Source organism: Pseudomonas mosselii, assembly GCF_005796105.1.
GTDB classification, from domain to species: domain Bacteria; phylum Pseudomonadota; class Gammaproteobacteria; order Pseudomonadales; family Pseudomonadaceae; genus Aquipseudomonas; species Aquipseudomonas mosselii_C.
In genome coordinates this window covers 59,735-81,299 of the sequence record NZ_VAUO01000010.1, presented here as the reverse complement: position 1 = coordinate 81,299, position 21,565 = coordinate 59,735, and the positions used below count along the sequence as shown (strand labels likewise).

19 protein-coding genes are annotated in these 21,565 nt (G+C 63.7%); 10 read left to right on the top strand and 9 right to left on the bottom strand.

Features of this window, described 5'->3' with window-relative positions; translation table 11 throughout:
• Positions 1–124: 124 nt before the first annotated feature.
• Positions 125–1,627: a sodium/proton antiporter NhaB gene (gene nhaB / locus FEM01_RS19145; protein WP_138221043.1), complete on the top strand. Its 1,503-nt coding sequence runs from the start codon at positions 125–127 to the stop codon at positions 1,625–1,627.
• Between the two features lie 28 nt (positions 1,628–1,655).
• On the opposite strand, the gene FEM01_RS19140 is transcribed toward nhaB, so the two are convergent.
• The 7 genes from FEM01_RS19140 to glnT form a co-directional block, all read right to left on the bottom strand.
• The gene (locus tag FEM01_RS19140) at positions 1,656–2,360 is read right to left on the bottom strand and encodes an SDR family oxidoreductase (RefSeq protein WP_138221042.1); all 705 of its coding nucleotides are present in this window, start codon (positions 2,358–2,360) and stop codon (positions 1,656–1,658) included.
• Positions 2,361–2,451: 91 nt separating this feature from the next.
• A complete protein-coding gene (locus FEM01_RS19135) occupies positions 2,452–3,357 on the bottom strand; it encodes a LysR substrate-binding domain-containing protein (protein WP_138221084.1) in 906 nt (301 codons plus the stop codon).
• 148 nt (positions 3,358–3,505) lie between these two features.
• Positions 3,506–4,807: an ammonium transporter gene (locus tag FEM01_RS19130; protein WP_138221041.1), complete on the bottom strand. Its 1,302-nt coding sequence runs from the start codon at positions 4,805–4,807 to the stop codon at positions 3,506–3,508.
• Positions 4,808–5,249: 442 nt separating this feature from the next.
• Complete coding sequence (locus tag FEM01_RS19125) at positions 5,250–6,575, bottom strand: FMN-binding glutamate synthase family protein (RefSeq protein ID WP_138221040.1); 1,326 nt, start codon at positions 6,573–6,575, stop codon at positions 5,250–5,252.
• A gap of 15 nt (positions 6,576–6,590) precedes the next feature.
• A complete protein-coding gene (locus FEM01_RS19120; RefSeq protein ID WP_138221039.1) occupies positions 6,591–7,265 on the bottom strand; it encodes a protein glxC in 675 nt (224 codons plus the stop codon).
• A gap of 28 nt (positions 7,266–7,293) precedes the next feature.
• The gene (locus tag FEM01_RS19115; RefSeq protein ID WP_138221038.1) at positions 7,294–8,199 is read right to left on the bottom strand and encodes a class II glutamine amidotransferase; all 906 of its coding nucleotides are present in this window, start codon (positions 8,197–8,199) and stop codon (positions 7,294–7,296) included.
• Positions 8,200–8,326: 127 nt separating this feature from the next.
• The gene (gene glnT, locus FEM01_RS19110; RefSeq protein WP_138221037.1) at positions 8,327–9,661 is read right to left on the bottom strand and encodes a type III glutamate--ammonia ligase; all 1,335 of its coding nucleotides are present in this window, start codon (positions 9,659–9,661) and stop codon (positions 8,327–8,329) included.
• 289 nt (positions 9,662–9,950) lie between these two features.
• Here glnT and FEM01_RS19105 point away from each other — a divergent pair, with 289 nt between their 5' ends.
• The 8 genes from FEM01_RS19105 (at position 9,951) to yddG (ending at position 18,302) form a co-directional block, all read left to right on the top strand.
• The gene (locus FEM01_RS19105) at positions 9,951–10,544 is read left to right on the top strand and encodes a helix-turn-helix domain-containing protein (protein ID WP_138221036.1); all 594 of its coding nucleotides are present in this window, start codon (positions 9,951–9,953) and stop codon (positions 10,542–10,544) included.
• Positions 10,545–10,732: 188 nt separating this feature from the next.
• Complete coding sequence (gene nspC / locus FEM01_RS19100) at positions 10,733–11,830, top strand: carboxynorspermidine decarboxylase (protein WP_138221035.1); 1,098 nt, start codon at positions 10,733–10,735, stop codon at positions 11,828–11,830.
• A gap of 35 nt (positions 11,831–11,865) precedes the next feature.
• Entirely contained in the window at positions 11,866–13,110 is a 1,245-nt protein-coding gene (locus tag FEM01_RS19095) for a saccharopine dehydrogenase family protein (protein ID WP_138221034.1), read from the top strand.
• Between the two features lie 158 nt (positions 13,111–13,268).
• On the top strand, positions 13,269–13,757 hold the full coding sequence (locus tag FEM01_RS19090; RefSeq protein WP_138221033.1) for a signal peptidase II: 489 nt from the start codon (positions 13,269–13,271) through the stop codon (positions 13,755–13,757).
• Between the two features lie 127 nt (positions 13,758–13,884).
• Positions 13,885–15,078: an MFS transporter gene (locus FEM01_RS19085; RefSeq protein ID WP_138221032.1), complete on the top strand. Its 1,194-nt coding sequence runs from the start codon at positions 13,885–13,887 to the stop codon at positions 15,076–15,078.
• A 158-nt stretch (positions 15,079–15,236) separates the two neighbouring features.
• Positions 15,237–16,457: a putative DNA modification/repair radical SAM protein gene (locus FEM01_RS19080; RefSeq protein WP_138221031.1), complete on the top strand. Its 1,221-nt coding sequence runs from the start codon at positions 15,237–15,239 to the stop codon at positions 16,455–16,457.
• Positions 16,448–17,305, top strand: coding sequence for a TIGR03915 family putative DNA repair protein (locus tag FEM01_RS19075; protein WP_138221030.1), 858 nt, complete (start codon positions 16,448–16,450; stop codon positions 17,303–17,305). Before FEM01_RS19080 ends, FEM01_RS19075 begins: the two co-directional genes overlap by 10 nt.
• Before the next feature lie 103 nt (positions 17,306–17,408).
• Positions 17,409–18,302, top strand: a complete 894-nt coding sequence (yddG, locus tag FEM01_RS19070; protein WP_138221029.1) for an aromatic amino acid DMT transporter YddG — start codon at positions 17,409–17,411, stop codon at positions 18,300–18,302.
• Here yddG and FEM01_RS19065 read toward each other — a convergent pair.
• Entirely contained in the window at positions 18,292–18,771 is a 480-nt protein-coding gene (locus FEM01_RS19065) for a VOC family protein (protein WP_138221028.1), read from the bottom strand. The two genes, yddG and FEM01_RS19065, sit on opposite strands and share 11 nt — an antisense overlap.
• A 171-nt stretch (positions 18,772–18,942) precedes the next feature.
• Here FEM01_RS19065 and FEM01_RS19060 point away from each other — a divergent pair, with 171 nt between their 5' ends.
• The gene (locus FEM01_RS19060) at positions 18,943–19,758 is read left to right on the top strand and encodes a protein phosphatase 2C domain-containing protein (protein ID WP_138221027.1); all 816 of its coding nucleotides are present in this window, start codon (positions 18,943–18,945) and stop codon (positions 19,756–19,758) included.
• A 133-nt stretch (positions 19,759–19,891) separates the two neighbouring features.
• Here FEM01_RS19060 and FEM01_RS19055 read toward each other — a convergent pair whose 3' ends face one another.
• Positions 19,892–21,229 carry an OprD family porin gene (locus tag FEM01_RS19055; RefSeq protein WP_138221026.1) on the bottom strand — a complete coding sequence of 446 codons (1,338 nt, stop codon included), beginning with the start codon at positions 21,227–21,229 and terminating at the stop codon, positions 19,892–19,894.
• Positions 21,230–21,565 lie beyond the last annotated feature (336 nt).

The window sequence follows — 21,565 nt, the reverse complement described above, 5'->3', positions numbered from 1 at the left end:
TCTTCGGCTGAATGTTAGCGCACCGTCAAGGCCGTACGTCTGCCAAAAACGGGACTGCACCGGTTGCACCGCGACGCCGCTTGCGGCACCGTGCGGCACTGCTGAATCAAAAGGATACATTTTCATGCCCCGCTCCCTGACCGGCGCCCTCGCCCACAGTTTCCTGGGCCAATCCCCGGGTTGGTACAAGACCGTCATCGCCCTGTTCCTGGTGCTCAACCCGCTACTGCTGGCGACCCTCGGACCGGTGGCCACCGGCTGGGTACTGGTGGTGCAGTTCATCTTTACCTTGGGGATGGCACTCAAGTGCTATCCGCTAATGCCCGGCGGGCTGCTGCTGGTCGAGGCGCTACTGCTGCGCATGACCACCCCCGAGACGCTGTACGAGGAGCTGCAACACAATTTTCCGGTCATCCTGCTGCTGATGTTCATGGTCGCGGGCATTCACTTCATGAAGGAGCTGCTGCTGTTCCTGTTCACCCGCATCCTGCTGGGGGTGCGCAGCAAGGCGCTGCTGGCCCTGCTGTTCTGCGTGCTGTCGGCGTTTCTGTCGGCATTTCTCGACGCCCTGACCGTGACCGCGGTGATCATCGGCGCAGCCGTGGGTTTCTATGCCATCTACCACCGGGTCGCCTCTGGCAACGACCCTCGCGCAGACTCGGCGCTCGACAGCGACCATCAGCTCGGCGCACTGCACCGCGAAGACCTCGAGCAGTTCCGAGCCTTCCTGCGCAGCTTGCTGATGCACGGCGCAGTGGGCACCGCCCTGGGCGGGGTGTGCACCCTGGTGGGCGAGCCACAGAACCTGCTGATCGGCCACGAGATGGGCTGGCACTTTGCCGAGTTTTTCTCGAAGGTCGCGCCCGTGTCGATGCCAGTGCTGGCCGCAGGCCTGGTGACCTGCGTGCTGCTGGAAAAGCTGCGCCTGTTCGGCTATGGCACACTGATGCCTGAACGCGTGCGCCAGGTCTTGAGCGCGTGCGCTGCCGAAGACGATGCCGCACGTACCGCCGCGCAGCGCCTGGCCCTGCTGGTGCAGGGGCTGGCGGCACTGATCCTGATCGTCTGCCTGGGCCTGCACCTGGCCGAGGTGGGGCTGATCGGCCTGCTGGTGATCGTGCTGATCACCGCGTTCACCGGCATCACCGATGAGCACCGCCTGGGCCGCGCCTTCCAGGACGCCATGCCGTTCACCGCGCTGTTGGTGGTGTTCTTCGCGGTGGTCGCGGTGATTCACCAACAGCAGTTGTTCAGCCCCCTGATCGCCTGGGTGCTGGCGCTGCCGGGCGATCAGCAACCGGGCATGCTGTACCTGGCCAACGGCCTGTTGTCGGCGATCAGCGACAACGTGTTCGTCGCGACCATCTACATCACCGAGGTCAAGCAGGCGTTTCTCGACGGCGCCATGAGCCGCGAGCACTTCGAGACCCTGGCGGTGGCCATCAACACCGGCACCAACCTGCCCAGCGTTGCGACACCTAATGGGCAGGCAGCGTTCCTGTTCCTGCTGACCTCGGCGATTGCCCCGCTGGTGCGCTTGTCATACGGGCGCATGGTATGGATGGCACTACCGTACACCGTGGTGATGGGTGGCCTGGGCTGGTGGGCAGTGACCCACTGGCTGTAAGCCCTCCACAGCGGCGCTCGCGGTGCAGTCAGACACCGCGGGTCAGCCCTCCGTCGACCTTGATGTTTTGCCCGGTGATGTAGGCCGCGCCTTCGCTGGCCAGGAAGGCGATGGTCGCGGCGACCTCCTCGCCAGTGCCGTAGCGCTTGAGCGGCACACTGTCGCGGCGTTGCTCGGTGGCCGGTAGGCTGTCGATCCAGCCAGGCAGCACGTTGTTGATGCGCACGTTGTCGGCAGCATACGTGTCAGCGAAGATCTTGCTGAACGCCGCCAGGCCCGAGCGAAACACCGCCGAAGTGGGGAACAGGTCGCTGGGCTCGAAGGCCCAGGCGGTGGAGATATTGATGATCACACCGCCCTTTTGCTGCTGCATGATCGGCGTCACCAGGCGCGCCGGGCGGATCACGTTGAGCAGATAGACCTCCATGCCCGTGTGCCAGTCTGCGTCGCTGATTTCCAGGATCGGCGCACGCGGCCCGTGGCCGGCACTGTTGACCAGCACATCGATCCGGCCCCACCTGGCCATGACCGCCTCCACCAGGCGCTGCAAGTCCTCCACCACCTGGTTGCTGCCGGTCACCCCGATACCGCCGAGCTCGCCGGCCAGCGCTTCGCCTTTGCCCGAAGATGACAGGATACCGACCTTGAAACCCTCCGCTGCCAGACGTCGCGCTGCCGCTGCGCCCATACCACTGCCGCCAGCGGTGATGATTGCCACTTTTTGTACTGACATGCTGCCTCCCGATAAACCGTGTAGGAATGTACCCATCCGAGAGAAGAAACTAGCAGCCGCAGCAAGGGCGAGGGAGCCAGCCGAGCTTTCCTCAGCCAGTAGTTTGACTATCGGCTGCCTGCTGCTTGAGCCAATCCCGGACCACCTGCAACGTGGCGGTCTGCTGCGCCTTGCGTGGCCACACCAGGTAGAACGCCTTGTCCAATTGCAGTTGCAGGGGAAACACCTGCACCAGCCGGCCGGCGTCAAGATCGGCCTTTACGAACGCCAGGCTCGCCAGGGTGATGCCCTGCCCGGCCACGGCTGCCTCTATGGCCAGCGAAGTCTGATTGAAGCGCAGATTGCGGGCAGTAGGCTGCGCATGTCCCGGAAACAGGGCCGCGCTAAACGCCGGCCAGAAGTCATGGGCATCGTGCAACGCGACGAACCCTTGCAGTGCTTCGAAGGTAGTGGGCCGTCCCTTGTCGGCCAGCAGCGTTGGGCTGGCCACCGCAATCACGCGCTGCTGCATCAACGGTTCGGCATTCAGCCCAGCGCCGAAAGGTGGCTCGCCGTAGCGCACCGCCAGGTCAACGGCATCGGTATGAAAGTGGGACAAGCGGTCGGTAGCCAGCAAGCGCAGATCGATGTCCGGGTTGGTGTCGGCGAAATCCCCAAGCCGCGGGATCAGCCATTTCGAGGCAAAGGTAGGCGTGACGCTGACGGTAAGGTGCCCAGGCATCGGGCGCAACCGGCGGGTGGCATCATCGATGATCGCCAGGGCACCGCGCACGCTCGTACTATAGCTACGCCCCGCATCGGTCAGCGCCAGACCACGGGCCAGGCGCTCGAACAGACGGATCTCAAGACTCGCCTCCAGCCCGCGAATCTGCTGAGCCACGGCGGCTTGGGTAACGCCCAGTTCGTCGGCCGCGAGGCGAAAATTCAGGTGCCGTGCCACTACCTCGAACATGCGCAGGGCATTGAGCGAGGGCAGCGAGGAAAAACCTTCGGGCATGGCGATGGGAATACGCTTGGCCAATGATCAGGCGAGGCTACCCCTTGATGGCCCCAGAAGAAAGCCTCAGGCATGCTCGGCAGGCCTCGCAGGCCATCGACTAAGCCGGCAAGCCTTGGCTTGCGCGGGCCAGAAGTGGGTGGCTGAATCACAGGTTATAGGCACGTTCGTTGTGCTCCGCCAGGTCCAACCCCTGCTCTTCATCCTCGCGCGAGGCGCGCAGGCCGATGACCAACTTGATCGCCCCAAGGATCGCCCAGCTCACCACGAAGCAATACACGAAGGTGGACGCCACGCCCTTGAGCTGAACCAGCAACTGAGCCAGCGGCCTCACGCCCTCCACATAGCCACCCAGCGCAGGCGCTGCAAATACGCCAGTGAGCAAGGCGCCGACGATACCGCCAACCCCGTGCAAGCCGAACACATCGAGGCTGTCGTCATACCCCAGCGCCTGCTTGAGGCGGGTCACAGCGAAAAAGCACGCGGCCCCAGTCAGCAAACCGATCGCCAGCGCCCCCAAAGGTCCGACGAACGCACATGCCGGGGTGATGCCCACCAGCCCGGCGAGTGCGCCGGATGCCGCGCCCAGCGCGGTGGGTCGGCCAAGCATGACGGTTTCGCTGAGCAGCCAGCCGACGATACCGGCGCAGGCGGCGATCATGGTCGCCAGCATCACCACGCCGGCGCCCTGGTTGGCGGCAAGGCCCGAGCCGACGTTGAAGCCGAACCAGCCCACCCACAACAGCCCCGCCCCCACCAGGGTGAACCCCAGGTTATGCGGCGGCATCGCCACGTGTGGGTAGCCTTTGCGCTTGCCCAGCATCAGCGCCGCCGCCAGGGCCGCGACACCTGAGTTGATGTGCACGGCGGTGCCGCCAGCGAAGTCGAGCACGCCCCAATTGACCATCAACGCCCCCGGCCCGCCCCACACCATATGCGCGATGGGCGCATACACCAGCACGAACCAGGTGCCCATGAACAGCAACGAGGCGCTGAACTTCATGCGCTCGGCAAACCCGCCAGCGATCAGCGCGGGCGTGATGATGGCAAACGTCAGCTGGAACACCGCGAACACCCCTTCGGGAATGCTGCCCACCAGGCTGTCGTGGCCGATGTCGAGCATCAGCGCCTTGTCCAGCCCACCGACGAAACTGTTGAGGGTCAATTGCCCCTCGAACATGCCCGCAGTGCTCACCACCAGGCTGTAGCCGAACAGCACCCAGAGGATACCGATGACCCCGGCCACGGCGAACAGCTGGGTGAACACCGAGAGGAAGTTCTTGACCCGCACCATGCCGCCATAAAACAGTGCCAGGCCCGGAATACACATCATCAGCACGAACATCGCAGCGCAGATCATCCAGGCGGTATTGCCGGTGTCGAGGGTGGCCTCGGCGGCGTGGACCTGGGTGGCGAGCAAGCACGACACAACAGCAAGAAACAGCTTCATGCGGGGCACTCCTGTGTGATCGAGATGAACCTTTGAGGTGGCGTTGCAGCGCTTTGCGAGCGGCCCGGCAATGCCGCGCCTAGCGGGGGTCGCGGCGCCTGGCACGGGCAAGCCCGTTCCTATAGAACTACACATAACTTGTTGATAGCAGGGNCGTTCCTATAGAACTACACATAACTTGTTGATAGCAGGGACCTGTGGGAGCGGGTTTACCGGAGTGCCGGACCACCGCGAAACAGGCAACTCGGTGTATGGCACCGGCTTGGCCGGTGTTCGCGGCTAAAGCCCCCACAGGGTACGTGGCGCGCTTGCGAAATCAGTTCTCTGCGCGACAGCGCAGCCCTAAGGGCTGGGTGATCTCCCACAGGATCTCGTGTGAATCAAGCACTGCACCGACAGGACTGGCTGCAAAGGGCCGCAAAGCGGCCCGATCAGCGATGCGCTAGTACTGCGCCTGCCCCGGCACCCAAGCCGTCCCTGCCAGCGGCACCCGCGCCATGGCCGCCGCCTCGACGGTCAGCGCGACCAAATCCTCTGGGTCAAGGTTGTGCAGGTGCGACTTGCCGCAGGCGCGCGCCATGGTCTGCGCCTCCAGCACCAGCACGCGCAGGTAGTTGGCCAGGCGCCGGCCAGCCTCTTCGGGGTTCAGGCGCTTGGCCAGCTCTGGGTCCTGAGTCGTGATGCCGGCCGGGTCGCGGCCGTTCTGCCAGTCATCATAGAAGCCTGCGGCCGAGCCGATCTCCTTGAGTTGGGCATCCAGACGCGGGTGGTTGTCACCGAGGGCGATCAGCGCCGCAGTGCCGATGGCCACCGCATCCGCGCCCAGGGCCATGGCCTTGGCCACGTCAGCGCCATTGCGAATCCCGCCGGAGACGATCAGTTGCACCTTGCGGTGCATGCCCATCTCCTGCAGGGCCTGCACGGCCTGCGGGATGGCGGGCAGGATCGGAATGCCGACGTGCTCGATGAACACTTCCTGAGTCGCCGCAGTACCGCCCTGCATGCCGTCGAGCACGATCACATCGGCGCCAGCCTTCACCGCTAGTTTGACGTCGTAATACGGGCGGCTGGCGCCGATCTTCACGTAGATCGGTTTTTCCCAGTCGGTGATCTCGCGCAGCTCGGCGATCTTGATTGCCAGGTCGTCCGGGCCGGTCCAGTCCGGGTGACGGCAGGCGCTGCGCTGGTCGACACCAATCGGCAAGGTGCGCATACCGGCGACACGCTCGGTGACCTTCATGCCCAGCAACATGCCGCCACCGCCAGGCTTGGCGCCCTGGCCGAGGACGATCTCGATGGCGTCGGCCTTGCGCAGGTCGTCGGGGTTCATCCCGTAGCGCGACGGCAGGTACTGGTACACCAGATGCTGCGACTGACCACGCTCCTCCGGGGTCATGCCGCCGTCGCCGGTGGTGGTGCTGGTGCCGGCGATGCTGGCACCACGGCCCAGGGCCTCCTTGGCATTGGCCGACAGCGCGCCGAAGCTCATGCCGGCGATGGTCACCGGGATCTTCAGGTGGATCGGCTTCTTCGCGAAGCGATTGCCCAGCACCACGTCGGTGCCGCACTTTTCACGGTAGCCTTCCAGCGGGTAGCGCGACACGCTGGCGCCGAGCAGCAGCAGGTCGTCGAAATGCGGGACTCGGCGCTTGGTGCCGCCGCCGCGGATGTCGTAGATGCCGGTTTCGGCGGCGCGCTGGATCTCTTGAATGGTCAAGCGATCGAAGGTGGCCGACTCACGCAGTACCGGGGGGAATTTTTCGCTCATGGGGTTGCTCCTGGATCAGTACGCGCTGGCGTTGTCGACTTTGAAGTTGTACAGCTGACGGGCCGAGCCGTAGCGCTTGAAGTCAGCCGCCTTGTGCGCGAGGCCGGCCGTGTTCAGCAGCGCTTGCAGCTCTTGCAGGTGTTCGGCACGCATCTCTTTTTCGATGCAGTCCGAGCCCAGCGACTTGACCGTGCCCTTGACGTAGATACGCACCTCGTACAGCGAGTCGCCCAAGGCATCGCCGGCATCGCCGCACACCACCAGGCGCCCGGCCTGCCCCATGAAGCAGCTCATGTGGCCAATGCTGCCGCCGACCACGATGTCCACGCCCTTCATCGAAATGCCGCAACGCGCGCCCGCATCACCCTCGATCACCAGCAAGCCGCCATGGGCGGTGGCGCCAGCGGCCTGGGAAGCACTGCCCTTGATGCGCACCGAGCCGGACATCATGTTCTCGGCCACGCCCACACCGACATTGCCGTGCACGGTAATGCTGGCCTGCTGGTTCATGCCGGCGCAGTAGTAGCCAGCATGCCCGTCGATATCCACCGACACCGGTGCGTTGATGCCCACCGCCAAGTTGTGCTTGCCGTCGGGGTGGGTCACCTGCCACTCGCTGTCTTGCACGTCGCCGTGCAGGGACTGGTTGAGGACACGCACCGAAGTGCTGGAAAGGTCGATCGTCTTCATAAGATTCTCCAGTGGATTCGGTGGCAGCTCAGGCGCTTTCGCGCTCCCAGACGTACAGGGTGGCCGGAGCCGGTTCCCAGACCTTGGCCTTGTCGATACCCGGCAGACTGGCCAAGGCCTGGTATTCCGAGGCCATGGCCACGTAGTCGTCGGTTTCGGCCAGCACGGCCGGCTTGCAGGCAATCGGGTCGCGGATCACGGCAAAGCCATTGCGGGTGCCGATGGCGAAGGTGAAGAAGCCGTCCAGGTCTTCAAGCGCACCGTCCAGGGCCTGGGCCAGGCTGTCGCCCTGCTGCAGGCGCCAGGTGAGGTAGCCGGCGGCCACTTCGGTGTCGTTGTCAGTCTCGAAGCTGATGCCTTCGCGCTTGAGTTCCTGACGCAGGCGAAAGTGGTTGGACAACGAGCCGTTGTGCACCAGGCACAGGTCGGCACCCGTCGAGAACGGGTGGCTGCCTTCCATGGTCACTGCACTTTCGGTGGCCATGCGGGTATGCCCGATGATGTGGCTGCCTTTCATGCCGGCCAGGCCGAAGCGGCTGGAAATCTCCGACGGCAGGCCCATGCCCTTGAGGATCTCGATGCTCTGCCCAGCGCTCATGATGCGCACCTGCGGGGCGAGTTCGGCCAGTGCCTCGCGGGCAGCGGCCTCGCTGGTGTGCAGCTTGAGCACGGCGGCGCTGGCGTTCTGGAACCAGTCCAGCGAGCACGCCAGGCGGCCTTCGAGCTGGCCCATCAGCTCGGCCCACGGGTAATCGGCATGCGTGGCCTGTAGGGTCAGTTTGACCCAGTCAGCGGCGACCTCGTCACCGTAGATGGCAAAGCCTGCGCTGTCGGGACCACGGTCGGTCATGGCTTGGAGCATGGGTTCGAAGAGCTTGCCGAGCTGGGATTCCAGCTCGGGTTTCTTCAGGTACAGACCTACGATTCCACACATATAAGGGCCTCACTACGTTCGGCAGCAAGCGGTATGCGGCAAGCTGCATGTTGTCGGTGTTGAACGGGATATTGGTGTTCGCCGCACACTGCCCTGCTCTTGCAGCTTGCGGCTTGAAGCTTGCTGCTCAGAAAAACTCGGTGTACCGCTGGATTTCCCAGTCCGAGACGTGGCGGCTGTACTCCACCCACTCCATGCGCTTGAGCGTGATGAACTCATCGACGATCTCGGCGCCAAGCACCTCGCGGAACAACGGGTCGGCCTCCAGCGCGTCGGCGGCTTCCTTGAGCGACTGCGGCAGGGTCTTGATGCCACGCGCAGCGATTTCTTCGAGGCTCAGGGTGTAGAGGTTCTCGTTGCACATCTCGCCCGGCTCCAACTGGCGATCGATGCCATCCAGGCCGGCTGCGATGATCGCGGCGGTGACCAGGTAGGGGTTGCAGCCGGCATCGGGCAGGCGGAACTCCAGACGCCCATAAGGGATGCGCACCATCGCCGAGCGGTTGTTGGCGCCGTAGGTGACGAAGGCCGGCGCCCAGGTCGCACCGGACAGCGACCGCCCTACCACCAGTCGCTTGTAGGAGTTGACCGTGGGCGCGGCAAAGGCACACAGGGCTGGGCCGTGGGCCAGCAGGCCCGCGGCGAAGTGATAGGCGAGCTTGGACAGGCCCATGCCGCTGCTGTCGGCCGGGTCGTGGAACAGGTTCTTGTTGGTGCTGCTGGCCAGCGACAAGTGGAAGTGCATGCCATTGCCTGCACGCTTGGGATCGGGCTTGGGCATGAACGAGCAGATCATCCCCAGGTCGTTGGCGATCTCGCCGGCAGCCATGCGGAAGAAGGTGAAGCGGTCAGCGGACTCCAGCGCATCGCTGTAGGTGTAGTTGATCTCGAACTGGCCGTTGGCGTCCTCGTGGTCGATCTGATAGATGTCGAAACCGACCGGTTGCAGGGCCTCGGTGAGGCGTTCGAGGAACAGCCGCGAACGCGACAGGCCCTTGTAGTCGTAGCAGGGCTTGTCGAGGTTGTCCGAGGCGTCCACCAGTTGCAGCTTGCCGGCCTCGTCGCGGCGGAACAGGCTGAATTCCGGTTCAAGGCCGGTGTTCAGCGTCCAGCCCTTGTCGGCCAGGCGCTGCACCTGCTGCTGCAACACGTGGCGGCTGTCGTAGGGCCAGGGCTTGCCGCCCACATGGCCAACGCACACCACCCGGCCGTAGCCCGGCTGCCACGGCACCGGGATCAGCGTACCGAGATCGCCCCGGGCCATGAAATCCGGCCCATGGGGCTGCATGCCCATGCCGCAGATGGCGAAGCCGGCAAAGCCTGCGCCCTCCTCGGCCACCATCTTCAGGCCCGAGACCGGCACCGACTTGGTCTTCGCCGAACCGTGGATATCGACGAACTGCGCCAGCACGTACTTGATGCCGAACTGGTCGATGATGCGCTGGGTTTCTGCTGGCAACATGGGGTGATCACTCCTGGGTAAGGGCACAGCAAGGTTGGGCCGGTGTTAATTTCCATTAAGGAAACTTACTTTCATCACAGGAATGCAATGGGCTTGCCAACTTTGCGCATCGCACCGCAGGCCTCCCCCCCAGAGGCGCTCTGGCCTAGGTGGGAGCTGGCTTGCATGGCAATAACGTCCAAGAGTTTTTCTGCTGTATTTGTGGGAAACTCCTTTTCACACGAGGAAACCCGCGCACTTTCCCAGTGCGAAAACTATATTCTTGAACTGAAACCGTGCAGGACACCGAATGTCGACCGAGACCGAACCACGTCTACGCCTGGAGCAATACCTGGGCATGCAGATCAAGCGCCAGCGTCAGGCGCAGTCACTCAAGCTCGCCGACGTGGCGCGCATTGCCGGCATCAGCCAGGGCATGCTCAGCAAGATCGAGAACGCCCAGGTGTCCACCAGCCTCGACACCCTGAGCCGCCTGTGCGATGTACTCGGCATGCCGATGGCCAAGCTGTTCAGCCAGTACGACCAGCCCGACGGCAACGCCCTGTTGGTCAAGGCCGGTGAAGGCCTGGAGGTGGTGCGCCGCGGCACCGAGAAAGGCCACACCTACCACCTGCTCAACCACGCCCGAGGCCCGAAGAAGCACTTCGAGGCCTACATGGTGAGCATGGATGACGCCAGCGAGGAATTCCCGACCTTCGCCCACCCCGGCACCGAGTTCCTGCACCTGCTGGAGGGCGAGTTGGTGTATCGCCACGGCAACCAGCTGTATCCGATGCAGGCCGGCGACAGCCTGACCTTCGACGGCGAGACGCCGCATGGGCCGGAGAAGCTGGTGCAGGTGCCGATCCGGCTGTTGTCGATCATGAACTACGGCAATGAGTGAACGCGTTCATCAGGTTCTCCCTAACCGCTTGAACGGTCACATTACCCTGTTCAAATGACCCCGCCGGCCACCACCGGGCCTGAGCACGCCGCAACTCAGACGAAAAGCGCCCCGCGCCCTTTCGCAGTGCGGCAAGTGAAGGCACAATGCGTGTCCTTTTTTTGGCCGGCCTGGCCGGGGGCCTTTAAATGATCAAGACGCCGTACTACCTCATCGATAAACAAAAGCTGCTGGGCAACATGGAAAAGATTGCCTATGTGCGCCAGCAGTCCGGGGCCAAGGCCCTGCTCGCCCTCAAGTGCTTCGCCACCTGGTCGGTGTTCGACCTGATGCAGCAGTACATGGACGGCACCACTTCGTCTTCGCTGTTCGAACTCAAGCTTGGCCGCCAGAAGTTCGCCGGCGAAACCCATGCCTACAGCGTTGCCTGGGCCGACGATGAAGTCGAAGAGATGCTCGAGAACTGCGACAAGATCATCTTCAACTCCATCGGCCAACTGCAACGCTTCGCCGAGCAGTCCGAGGGCAAAGTGCGCGGCCTGCGCGTCAACCCGCAGGTGAGCAGTTCCGACTACCTGCTGGCCGACCCTGCGCGTCCGTTCAGCCGCCTGGGCGAATGGGACCCTGCAAAGATCGAGCAGGTGATCGAGCAGATCTCCGGCTTCATGTTCCACAACAACTGCGAGAACGGCGACTTCGGCCTGTTCGACAAGATGCTGTCGCACATTGAAGAGCGCTTCGGCCACCTGCTGCACAAGGTCCAGTGGGTCAGCCTGGGTGGCGGCATCCACTTCACCGGCGAAGGCTACGATGTCGATGCCTTCTGCGCACGCCTCAAGGGCTTTGCCGAGAAGTACGGCGTGCAGGTGTACCTGGAGCCGGGTGAAGCGGCCATCACTAACAGCGCCTCGCTGGAAGTGACCGTACTCGACACCCTGTACAACGGCAAACACCTGGCCGTGGTCGACAGCTCGATCGAAGCGCACCTGCTCGATCTGCTGATCTACCGCCTAAACGCAAAGATGGCCCCCAACGCTGGCGAGCACACCTACATGGTCTGCGGCAAGTCGTGCCTGGCTGGCGATATCTTCGGTGAGTACCAGTTCGACAAACCGTTGGCCATTGGCGATCGCCTGTCGTTCATCGACACCGCCGGTTACACCATGGTCAAGAAGAACTGGTTCAACGGCCTGAAAATGCCCGCCATCGCGGTCAAGCAGCTCGACGGCAGCGTCGAAGTGGTGCGCGAGTTCGGTTTCGAAGACTACGTTTCCAGCCTGTCCTGACGGACAGGTCTTTTAAGTAAGGAGCAACAGGTAAATTGAAGAAGAACGTTCTTATCATTGGTGCAGGAGGTGTCGCCAAGGTGGTGGCCCACAAGTGCGCACAGCATAACGACGAACTCGGTCGTATTGCCATTGCGTCACGGAACATCTCCAAATGCCAGGCCATCATCGACAGCGTCAAGGCCAAGGGTAGCCTCAAGGTACCCGCCGACATCCAGGCCTTCTCGCTCAATGCCCTCGATGTCGAGGCGACCAAGGCACTGATCCGCGAGACCGAATCGCAGATCGTGATCAACGTCGGGTCCGCCTTCCTCAACATGTCGGTGCTGCGTGCCTGCATCGATACCGGTGTCGCTTATCTCGATACCGCCATCCACGAAGAGCCGGGCAAGATCTGCGAGACCCCGCCGTGGTACGGCAACTACGAGTGGAAACACCTCGAAGAGTGCCAACACAAGAACATTACCGCCATTCTCGGCGTCGGTTTCGACCCGGGTGTGGTGAACAGCTACGCGAAACTCGCGCAGCAACAGTACTTCGACCAGATTGACTCGATCGACATCCTCGACGTCAATGCCGGCTCCCACGGCAAGTACTTCGCCACCAACTTCGACCCGGAAATCAACTTCCGTGAGTTCACCGGGCAAGTGTGGAGCTGGCAGAACAGCCAGTGGACCAGTAACACCATGTTCGAGGTCAAGCGTACCGACGACCTGCCGGTGGTAGGTTCGCAGAACCTCTACCTGACCGGTCACGATGAAGTGCACTCGATCTCGAAGAACCTGAACGTGCCGAACGTGCGTTTCTGGATGAGCTTCGGCGAGCACTACATCAATGTGTTCACCGTACTGAAGAACCTCGGCCTGCTTTCCGAGCAGCCGGTGAAGACTGCCGAAGGTCTGGAAGTGGTCCCGCTGAAAGTGGTCAAGGCCGTGCTGCCCGATCCCGCCTCGCTGGCCCCGGGCTACACCGGCAAGACCTGCATCGGCGACCTGGTCAAGGGCACCAAGGATGGCCAGCCGCGCGAAGTGTTCATCTACAACGTGGCTGACCACGAAGAGGCCTACGCCGAGACCGACAGCCAGGGCATCTCCTACACCGCAGGTGTGCCGCCCGTCGCCGCCGCGCTGCTGGTGGCGCGTGGAGAATGGGACGCTGGGCGCATGGTCAACGTCGAAGAACTGCCGGCCGAGCCGTTCCTCAAGGCGCTGGACGTGATGGGCCTGCCAACCCGCGTCAAGGATGAAAAAGGCGATCGTCCGTGGGACGCTAAAGCCTGAGTCACTGCCGTATGCACAAGGGGCGCCTGAGGGCGCCCCTTGTGCTTTCCAGGCCCGCTCCAGACCCGAGCGGTGGCCCAGGTGCCGGGCTTTAAGTCTCAACTCGCCTGCGCTATCTTCGCCGCGCTGCCATACCGGCCACGCCAAGGAACCGCCGCATGCTCTCCAGCCGTACCCTCACCCTGATGCTGGGTGTCGCTTTCATTCTGCTCGACCAGTGGGTCAAGCTCATCGCCCTGGTGGCCCTGAAAAGCCACAGCTACGCCTTCGGCAACCAGCACCTGTGGCTGGACGTGACGCTGAGCCTGAACCCTGGTGCGTTCCTCAGCCTGGGCGCGAGCCTGTCGCCGGGCCTCAAGCAACTGATCTTCGTGGTCGCCGTGGGTGTGGTGTGCGTGTGGGCCATCGTCTGGGCCTTGCGCCACTGGCAGGCGATCCCGCTCAAGGCCGGCGCGGCCTATTTCATCGCGATGGGCGGGTTGTCCAACCTGATCGACCGGGTCAGCCGCGACGGCCATGTGGTCGATTACCTGGTACTCAACGTCGGCCCCCTGCATACCGGTGTGTTCAACCTGGCCGACATTGCCATCATGGCCGGTGCCGGGGTGCTGCTGTGGACCGGTATGAAGAAGTCCGAGCAGCGCTAAGTTGACTGGCAGCCAACCTCAGGTCGTTGATCTTCATACGTAACCGGTTTCTCGCTCTGGTATAGGTGGCACTACCCTGATGCCACCGGGGCCGCTGTGCGGCCCCATCGACAACAAGAGAACCCCCATGCCCGCCCCTGCCCCTGGCCGTCTGTTCGTCCTGTTCTGCCTCGCCAGCTTCTTGTTGTCGCTGTCATACGGCTCCACTTTCCTGCTGGCGAAGATGCTCACGCTGCATGGCGGCAGCGAGTCCGACGCTGGCCTGGTGATATCCAGCGCGATGCTCAGCACCTTCGCCGCCGTGATTTTCTGCGGCCACCTGAGCGACAAGATAGGTGCAGCGCGCAGCATCGCCGCCGCCGCCCTGCTGCTGGCGGTCGCCTGCCTGGGCTTTGCCTGGGCACCGCCCCAAGGCCACGCCCTGCTGCTGTTCGGCCTGTTACTGGGCTTGGGCTGGGGTACGTTCTACACCCTCGGGCCGATTGTGGTGGCGATGACCATCGCGCCCGCTCGGCGCATGCACCACTTCGCCCTGCTGTCGGGCAGCATGATGACCGGCATAGGCAGCGCCCCCCTCAGTGGGCGCGGCTTCGAAGCCCTGGGCCTGCCCGTGGAGACGGCATTTTTCAGCGCAGCAGTGGCTAGCCTTTTAGGTGCGCTGCTGTTCTGGTCGATAGCCCCGGCGCTGGGCCGGGCAGACTCAGGTACGCAGAGCGCCAGCCGCCTGAGCCTGCCTGCCGTGCGGCGGGTGCTGGGCTCAGCGGCCGTGTTCCCAATCATCATGGTCGGCCTCGGAGGCGCGATCTTTGGCGGGCTGTCGAGCTTCCAGACCAGCTACGCGGCGCTCAGGCAACTGGACTATTCGTTGTTTTTCCTGGGCTTCACCTGCGCGGCCATCGGCTGCCGCTTGCTGGTGGCGGGGCTGATCGTCAAACGCGATCCCTATCGCTGCGCCTGCGTGCTGAGCGGGTTGATGGTCATAGCGGTGCTGATGCTCGGCCACAGCGTACGCAGCAGCGCAAGCTACCTGCTGGCAGCGGTGGTGCTCGGGGTCGGCTATGGCCTGACCTATTCGGTGATCAACGGCCAGGCCGCCAACCAGGCGCCCGCCGGGCACATGGCCCAGGCGCTGGTGCTGTTCAGCCTGGCGTATTTCGTGGGGGTGTTCGGTTTTCCCTGGCTGGCCGGGCGCGTGATCGTCGAGGCCGGCATGCCGGCGCTGCTGCAACTGATCCTGCTGTTGGCCTTGACCAACTGGGGGATCAGCCTGGCAAGGCTGGGCTGGCGCTGGCTGGCCCGACAGCAGGCTTGTGCACGGTAAGCCGTCAGCACAAACCGCCGCCAGGGTGGAACTCATGATGCCGCCGCCCGCCAGCAGTACATCGACCTTCTTGGTTCAAGCATTGCTGACGACAGGCGCTTGCCATCGGCGCATTCTCGAAATACTGTATGAATATTCAGTATTCCCGGATAACACCCATGCAGCTGATCGCCAAGCTCGGCATCCTTGCCGACGCAGCTAAATACGACGCCTCCTGTGCCAGCAGTGGCGCGCCCAAGCGCAGTTCACGCGGGCGCGATGGGCTAGGCGCTACCGATGGCATGGGCATCTGCCACAGCTACACCCCGGACGGGCGCTGCGTGTCGCTGCTCAAGATTCTGCTGACCAACTTCTGCCTGTACGACTGCCAATATTGCGTCAACCGCCGCTCCAGCAATGTGCCCCGGGCACGCTTTAGCCCCGAGGAAGTGGTGCGTCTGACCCTCGATTTCTACCGACGCAACTGCATCAGCGGGCTGTTCTTGAGTTCAGGCATCATCCGCTCAGCTGACTACACCATGGAACAGTTGATCCGCGTGGCCCGCCTGCTGCGCGAAGAGCATGGTTTCAGAGGCTACATCCACCTCAAGACCATCCCGGATGCCGACCCGCTGCTGATCGAGGAAGCCGGGCGCTTGGCTGACCGGCTGAGCGTGAATATCGAGCTGCCGACCGACGCCAGCCTCAAGCGCCTGGCCCCGGAAAAACAAGCCAGCACCATCCGCCAGGCCATGGGCGTGATTCACCAAGGCCAGCAGGCTGTGGCAAACGAGCCACGGGCACCGCGCTTCACCCCCGCTGGCCAGAGCACCCAGGTGATCGTCGGTGCCGACGCCACCGACGACAGCACCCTGCTGCACAATGCCGAGTCGCTGTACCAGGGCTACGGCCTCAAACGGGTGTACTACTCAGCCTTCAGCCCGATCCCCGACAGCCCCGGCAGCGTACCGTTGGCTGCACCGCCGCTGCTGCGCGAACACCGTCTGTACCAGGCTGATTTCCTGTTGCGCGGCTACGGCTACAAAGCCGGCGAACTGCTCGGCAAAGCCGGCAACCTGGCTCTGGACATCGACCCCAAGCTGGCCTGGGCCTTGGCCAACCGCGAGGTGTTTCCACTGGATGTGAACCGCGCAGAGCCTGCGTTGCTGGCACGCATTCCCGGTATTGGGCTACGCAGTGTGCAACGCCTGGTGGCCCTGCGCCGCGAACGGCGCATCCGCTACGATGACTTGATCCAGCTGCGCTGTGTGCTGGAGAAGGCCCGTCCGTTCATCGTCACCAGTGATTATCGCCCCGCCCAGGCAGAACTTCGCAGCGGCCTGCTGCGTGCACGTCTGCGCGAGCCTCAGGCACCGGTGCAAATGGGGCTGTGGGGATGATCGCACTCGACTGCGCAGACTGCTTCGCCACCTGGCGCGCCCAGGCGCGTACCCTGCTCGGCCACGGCATCGACCCGGCAGAAGTGACCTGGGGCCAGGGACCGATGGACGATCTGCTGGCCGTACCCACGCCACTGCCTGAAGGCCCCGGTCCCTTCCACGCGCGCATACCGGCGGCATTACTGGCCCAGCTAGAACAGGCCGGGCGCTACCGTGGCGAGCAACGCTGGAATGTGTTGTACGAGGTGCTATGGCGTGTCGCCCATGGCGATCGCACGGCCATGCTGGCGGGCGACCGCCTGGGCAGCGAGTTGCAACGGCGGCTCAAGCAGGTGAGCCGCGAAGCGCATCATCTACATGCCTTCGTGCGTTTCGTGCCTCTGGCACCGGAGCTGGCGCAATCGCTGCAACTGGACCTGATCGCCTACCACGAGCCGGCCCACGACATCCTGCAAAGCGCCAGCCAGCATTTTGCCGATCGTCTGGGGCGCCAACGCTGGTTGATCGCGACCCCGCATGACGGCATCCGCTACGACGGGCGCGCCATCGACTATCGCCGCCAGTGCCCCGCCGACTGGCTGGCATGGGCGCGCAACGCCGAAGACCCAGGGGCTGAGCTGTGGCTGACCTACTACCGACACACCTTCAACCCCGCGCGGCTCAATCCTGATGCCTTGCGCCAGCACCTGCCTGGACGTTTCTGGCGAAACCTGCCAGAGGGCCCGTTGATTCCGCAACTGGTGGGCCAGGCGCGCCAGGGTAAGCAACGTGACGGACAAGCCCTGGAAGTCGGACGACAACCCGGCAAGCGCATTACCGGCACGCCAGGGCAGGTAGAAAAACGCTGACATGAAGGCGAATCGCCAAAGAGGCCTCTCGCCCCAAAAACCAATTTGTATACAAACTGTATAAAGCGCTAGACTCCGCGCTTTTTTGCACGCGAAGTCCACCATGGCCAGCATCAACGGGCGTAATGCCACCCTCTGCGGCCTTGCCGCCATCCTGCTCTGGAGCACCGCCTCAGGCCTGATCCGGGGCGTGAGTCAGTATTTCGGAGCCATCGGTGACGCCGCATTGATCTATACCCTCGGTGCCGCGTTGCTGGTGGCCTTGTTGGGCAAGCCGCGCCTGCGCAAGGCCACGCCGTTTTATCTGGTCACAGGCTCGGCCCTGTTCGTGGCCTACGAGATCTGCCTGTCCCTGGCGCTGGGCTATGCACTGGACAGCACCCAGGCGATCCAACTGGTGGTGGTCAACTACCTGTGGCCAAGCCTGACCGTGCTGCTGGCAATCGTGATGAACCGCCAGGCAGCGCGTTGGTACATCATGCCGGGTACGGCGCTGGCTCTGCTGGGGATTTTCTGGGTGGTCAGTACCGATGGCCTGTCGCTGCACAGCCTGCTGACCAATGTCCGCTCCAACCCGCTGGGCTACAGCTTGGCGGCGGCGTGCGCGGTGACGTTCGCGCTGTACTGCAACATCACCCGACGCTACGCCGACGGGCAAAACCATGTGGTGCTGTTCTTCGTGCTGACTGCCGTGGTGTTGTGGCTCAAGTACGCTTTCAGCCAGGAAGTGCTGCCGGCCCCGCGCCTGGGCGCCAGCCTCGAACTGCTCGGGGCGGGCCTGTCGATTGCCGGCGGCTATGCGCTGTGGAACATCGGCATCCTGCGCGGCAACCTGACACTGCTGGCCACCGCCTCGTACTTCGCCCCGGTATTGTCATCGGCATTCGCGGCGCTGTGGCTAGGGGCGCACCTGACCTTGCAGTTCTGGCAAGGCGCATTGGTGGTGACCCTGGGGTCGCTGCTGTGCTGGCAAGCGACCCGCCAAGTCAAGCCTTGAGCGCCTGCTCGATGATGGCGATGTCGATCTTGCGCATGTTCATCATCGCATCGAAGGCACGCTTGGCGGCGGCGCGGTCGGGGTTGGCCACCGCGTCGATCAATACTCGCGGGCTGATCTGCCAAGACACGCCCCACTTGTCCTTGCACCAGCCGCACACGCTCTCCTGACCGCCATTACCGACAATGGCGTCCCAGTAGCGGTCGGTCTCGGCCTGATCATCAGTGGCGACCTGGAACGAAAATGCCTCGTTATGGATGAAAGCCTTGCCGCCGTTCAGGCCGATGCACGGGATTCCCATCACGGTGAACTGGACCGTGATCACGTCACCGGCCTTGCCCGAGGGGTAGTCGCCGGGAGCGTGGTGCACGGCGATCACCTGACTGTCTGGGAACAGGCCGGCGTAGAAATGGGCCGCCTCTTCGGCATCGTGGTCATACCACAGACATATGCTGTTCTTCGGGGTCATGGGCAATGCTCAACGGCGCTCATAGAGGTTAAATGAGTCTAGCCGCCCTGCCCGGCAACGCGTTGCGCAGCGATCAGCGGCCTGAACGCGACGCGGATTTGACGCACGCCGCGCCAGCGTTCAAGGTCAACGCTTCATGCTGGACTCCAGCCCCACGATATGGAGAGCGACATGCATTTCGACCTGATCCAGAGCCTAAGCCTGGCCGGCAAACCCGATGTGCCCAATGACGACCGTATCGGGTGTGCCGAACGCCATGCGTGGGTCATCGACGGCGCCACCGACCTGGGCGAACCAGGCCTGCTCGGGACGCGCGGCGGTGCGGCCTGGCTGGCCAGTGCGGCCCAGCGCGCCTTCGCTGAAGCAGCCGGCCCCTTGCAGGGTATTTGCGAAAGCGTGTTCGAGCGCTTGGCATGCGACTACCAACGCGACCGCCAGCGCGAGCCATTGGCGCTGTGGGAGTTGCCACGCGCCGCGTTTGCGGCGGTGGCGCTGGAAGACGACGAACTGGTCTGCGCGCACCTGGCAGACTGCGTGGTGCTGCACCGCAGCGCCCAAGGCATCGCGTTCCTCACCCCCGAACCTGACCGCGAGGCGGAACGCGCCGAAGCGGCGTCGCTCGGCCCTGGCACCGGCGCGCATGGCGTGCGCAGCGCCGCCGTACTGGCTGACCGCCGCACCGCACGTGAACGCCCACGCGCGGTACTCGGGGTAGATCCACAGCTGTCGCGCGACGGCACCTGCTACACCCGCGTCCCGGCAGCGCGCGGCGATGACGTGTTGCTGATGAGCGATGGTTTCGCCGCGCTATTCGACACCTACCAGGCCTGTGACCCTGACGGGTTCATCACGCGCCTGCACAGCCACGGCCTGGCCGACCTGGCGCACACCCTGCGCGGCATCGAGCAGGACGATGCCGCCTGCCTACGCTACCCACGCTTCAAGATGAGTGACGATGCTTCGGCGATCTGGTTGCGGGTGGGCTGAAATCCGATAGCGGTAATGGTTTTCTGCAACAGCGGCGACTGACGCCCCACACAAAAAAAGCGCCTCATCGAGGCGCCAAAGTATCCACCTGTAACCAAAGGAGCACAGAGCTTCTCAAGGTGAATAAGAGCGATCAGAGGATCGACAGCGGGTACTCGACAATCACCCGAACTTCATCCAGGTCCGACTCGAATGCGGTAGCCCGTGTCGTGGCCTGGCGCACACGCAGCGACAAATCCTTGGCAGCGCCAGTCTGCACCACGTACTTGACCTCGATGTCCCGCTCCCAGCGCTTTTGCTCGGTGAGCGGGTCACCATTGCTGTCGCGGCGCATATAGAAAGCGTTGGCGTGGCTGTAGTCGGCGTCGCTGCCGCGACCGTAGCGGGTCATGAACGACAACCCCGGCACGCCGTAGGCAGCCATGTTCAGGTCGTAGCGCAACATCCACGAGCGCTCTTTGGGCGAGTTGAAGTCGCTGTACTGGATGGAGTTGTCGAGGAAGATCGAGTCGGACTGGCGCAGGTAGTCGAAGTCGTCGTCGCCATTGTTGCGTTGGTGGGTCAACGCTACAGTGTGCGCGCCATAGCGCACGCCTAGCTTGGCACTCCAGATGTCGTTGTCGAACTGGCCCAGGCGCTGGCGGCCTTCGTCGCGGGCGTTGTAGAAGTTGAAACCACCGATCAGTGCCAACTCGTCGCTGAGCGGCCAGGTAACGCTGGTGCCGAGGTAGTACTGGTTCCACACATCCTTCAGGCGGCTGCCGAACAGGCTGACGCTGACATGCTCGCTCACGGCGTAGTCGCCGCCGCCATAAGCGACCCACGGCGAATCGACCGCGCCGCCGTAGAACGTCACGAAGTTGTCGCGCAGGTTACTCGACACCGGCTGGCTCATCGCATGCAGGCGCCCGGCCTGCAAGGTCAAGCCGGTCAAGCTGGTGTTTTCCACGGTCACACCGCGAAAGCTTTCCGGCAGCAGGCGCGAGTCACCGGCTGCTACCACAGGGGTGGCTGGGAACACATCGCCCACACGCACCACGGTATCGAACAGGCGCACCTTCGCCGCGCCGCCGACCTTGCTGTATTCGTCGCGGGCCTGGCCATCGCGGCCGACCGGCATCACGTCGAACGAACTACGCCCGCCGTTGCGTCCACCGCCAGTATCGAGCTTGAGCCCAAGCATGGCAAAAGCATCTACCCCCACGCCCACGGTGCCCGGTGTGTAGCCAGACTCCCAGCGCGCGATGATGGCGTGGGCCCAGGCTTCGGAGTAGCCATTGTCGGCAGCCTTGTTGCTATTGAAGCTGGGCGCGGGCCCATCGCGGTGATCGCGGTTGAAGTAGAAGTTGCGGTTGAGCACGTTCAGGCGGCTGCCCTCGATGAAGCCCTCCTGCTGCGCGTCCTCGGCCCACGTGACAGGGCTGGCCAGCGCCACCAGGGCGGCCAGGGAAAGTGTTGGCGTGTGTCTCATCCGGTGCTCCTTCGATACGTTGCGGCAGTTGTTCTTGTAAAGGGCCGCGCCGCTATGGCGTCGCTGACCTGGCCTGCTTGGGGCCGTGGTCGATGCTCGCCGTTGGCGGATAACACCAAGGTGATCGCCCGATTACAATCGCGTCATGCAGACGGATCGGTGCGCACGTTCCCGCACGCCCTGGGCCTTGGTGTGTCTGAGGAAACCTGTGTGCGGGCAGTGCATGGCCCACGCGATGGCTTGATCGCCTTGCAGATCTGTAACCCCGGCGTCATGCCCTTGTTGGTCGCGCCTGGCTAGGGTGGCCTCCGTCATCCATGAGTATTCGGAGGTCCA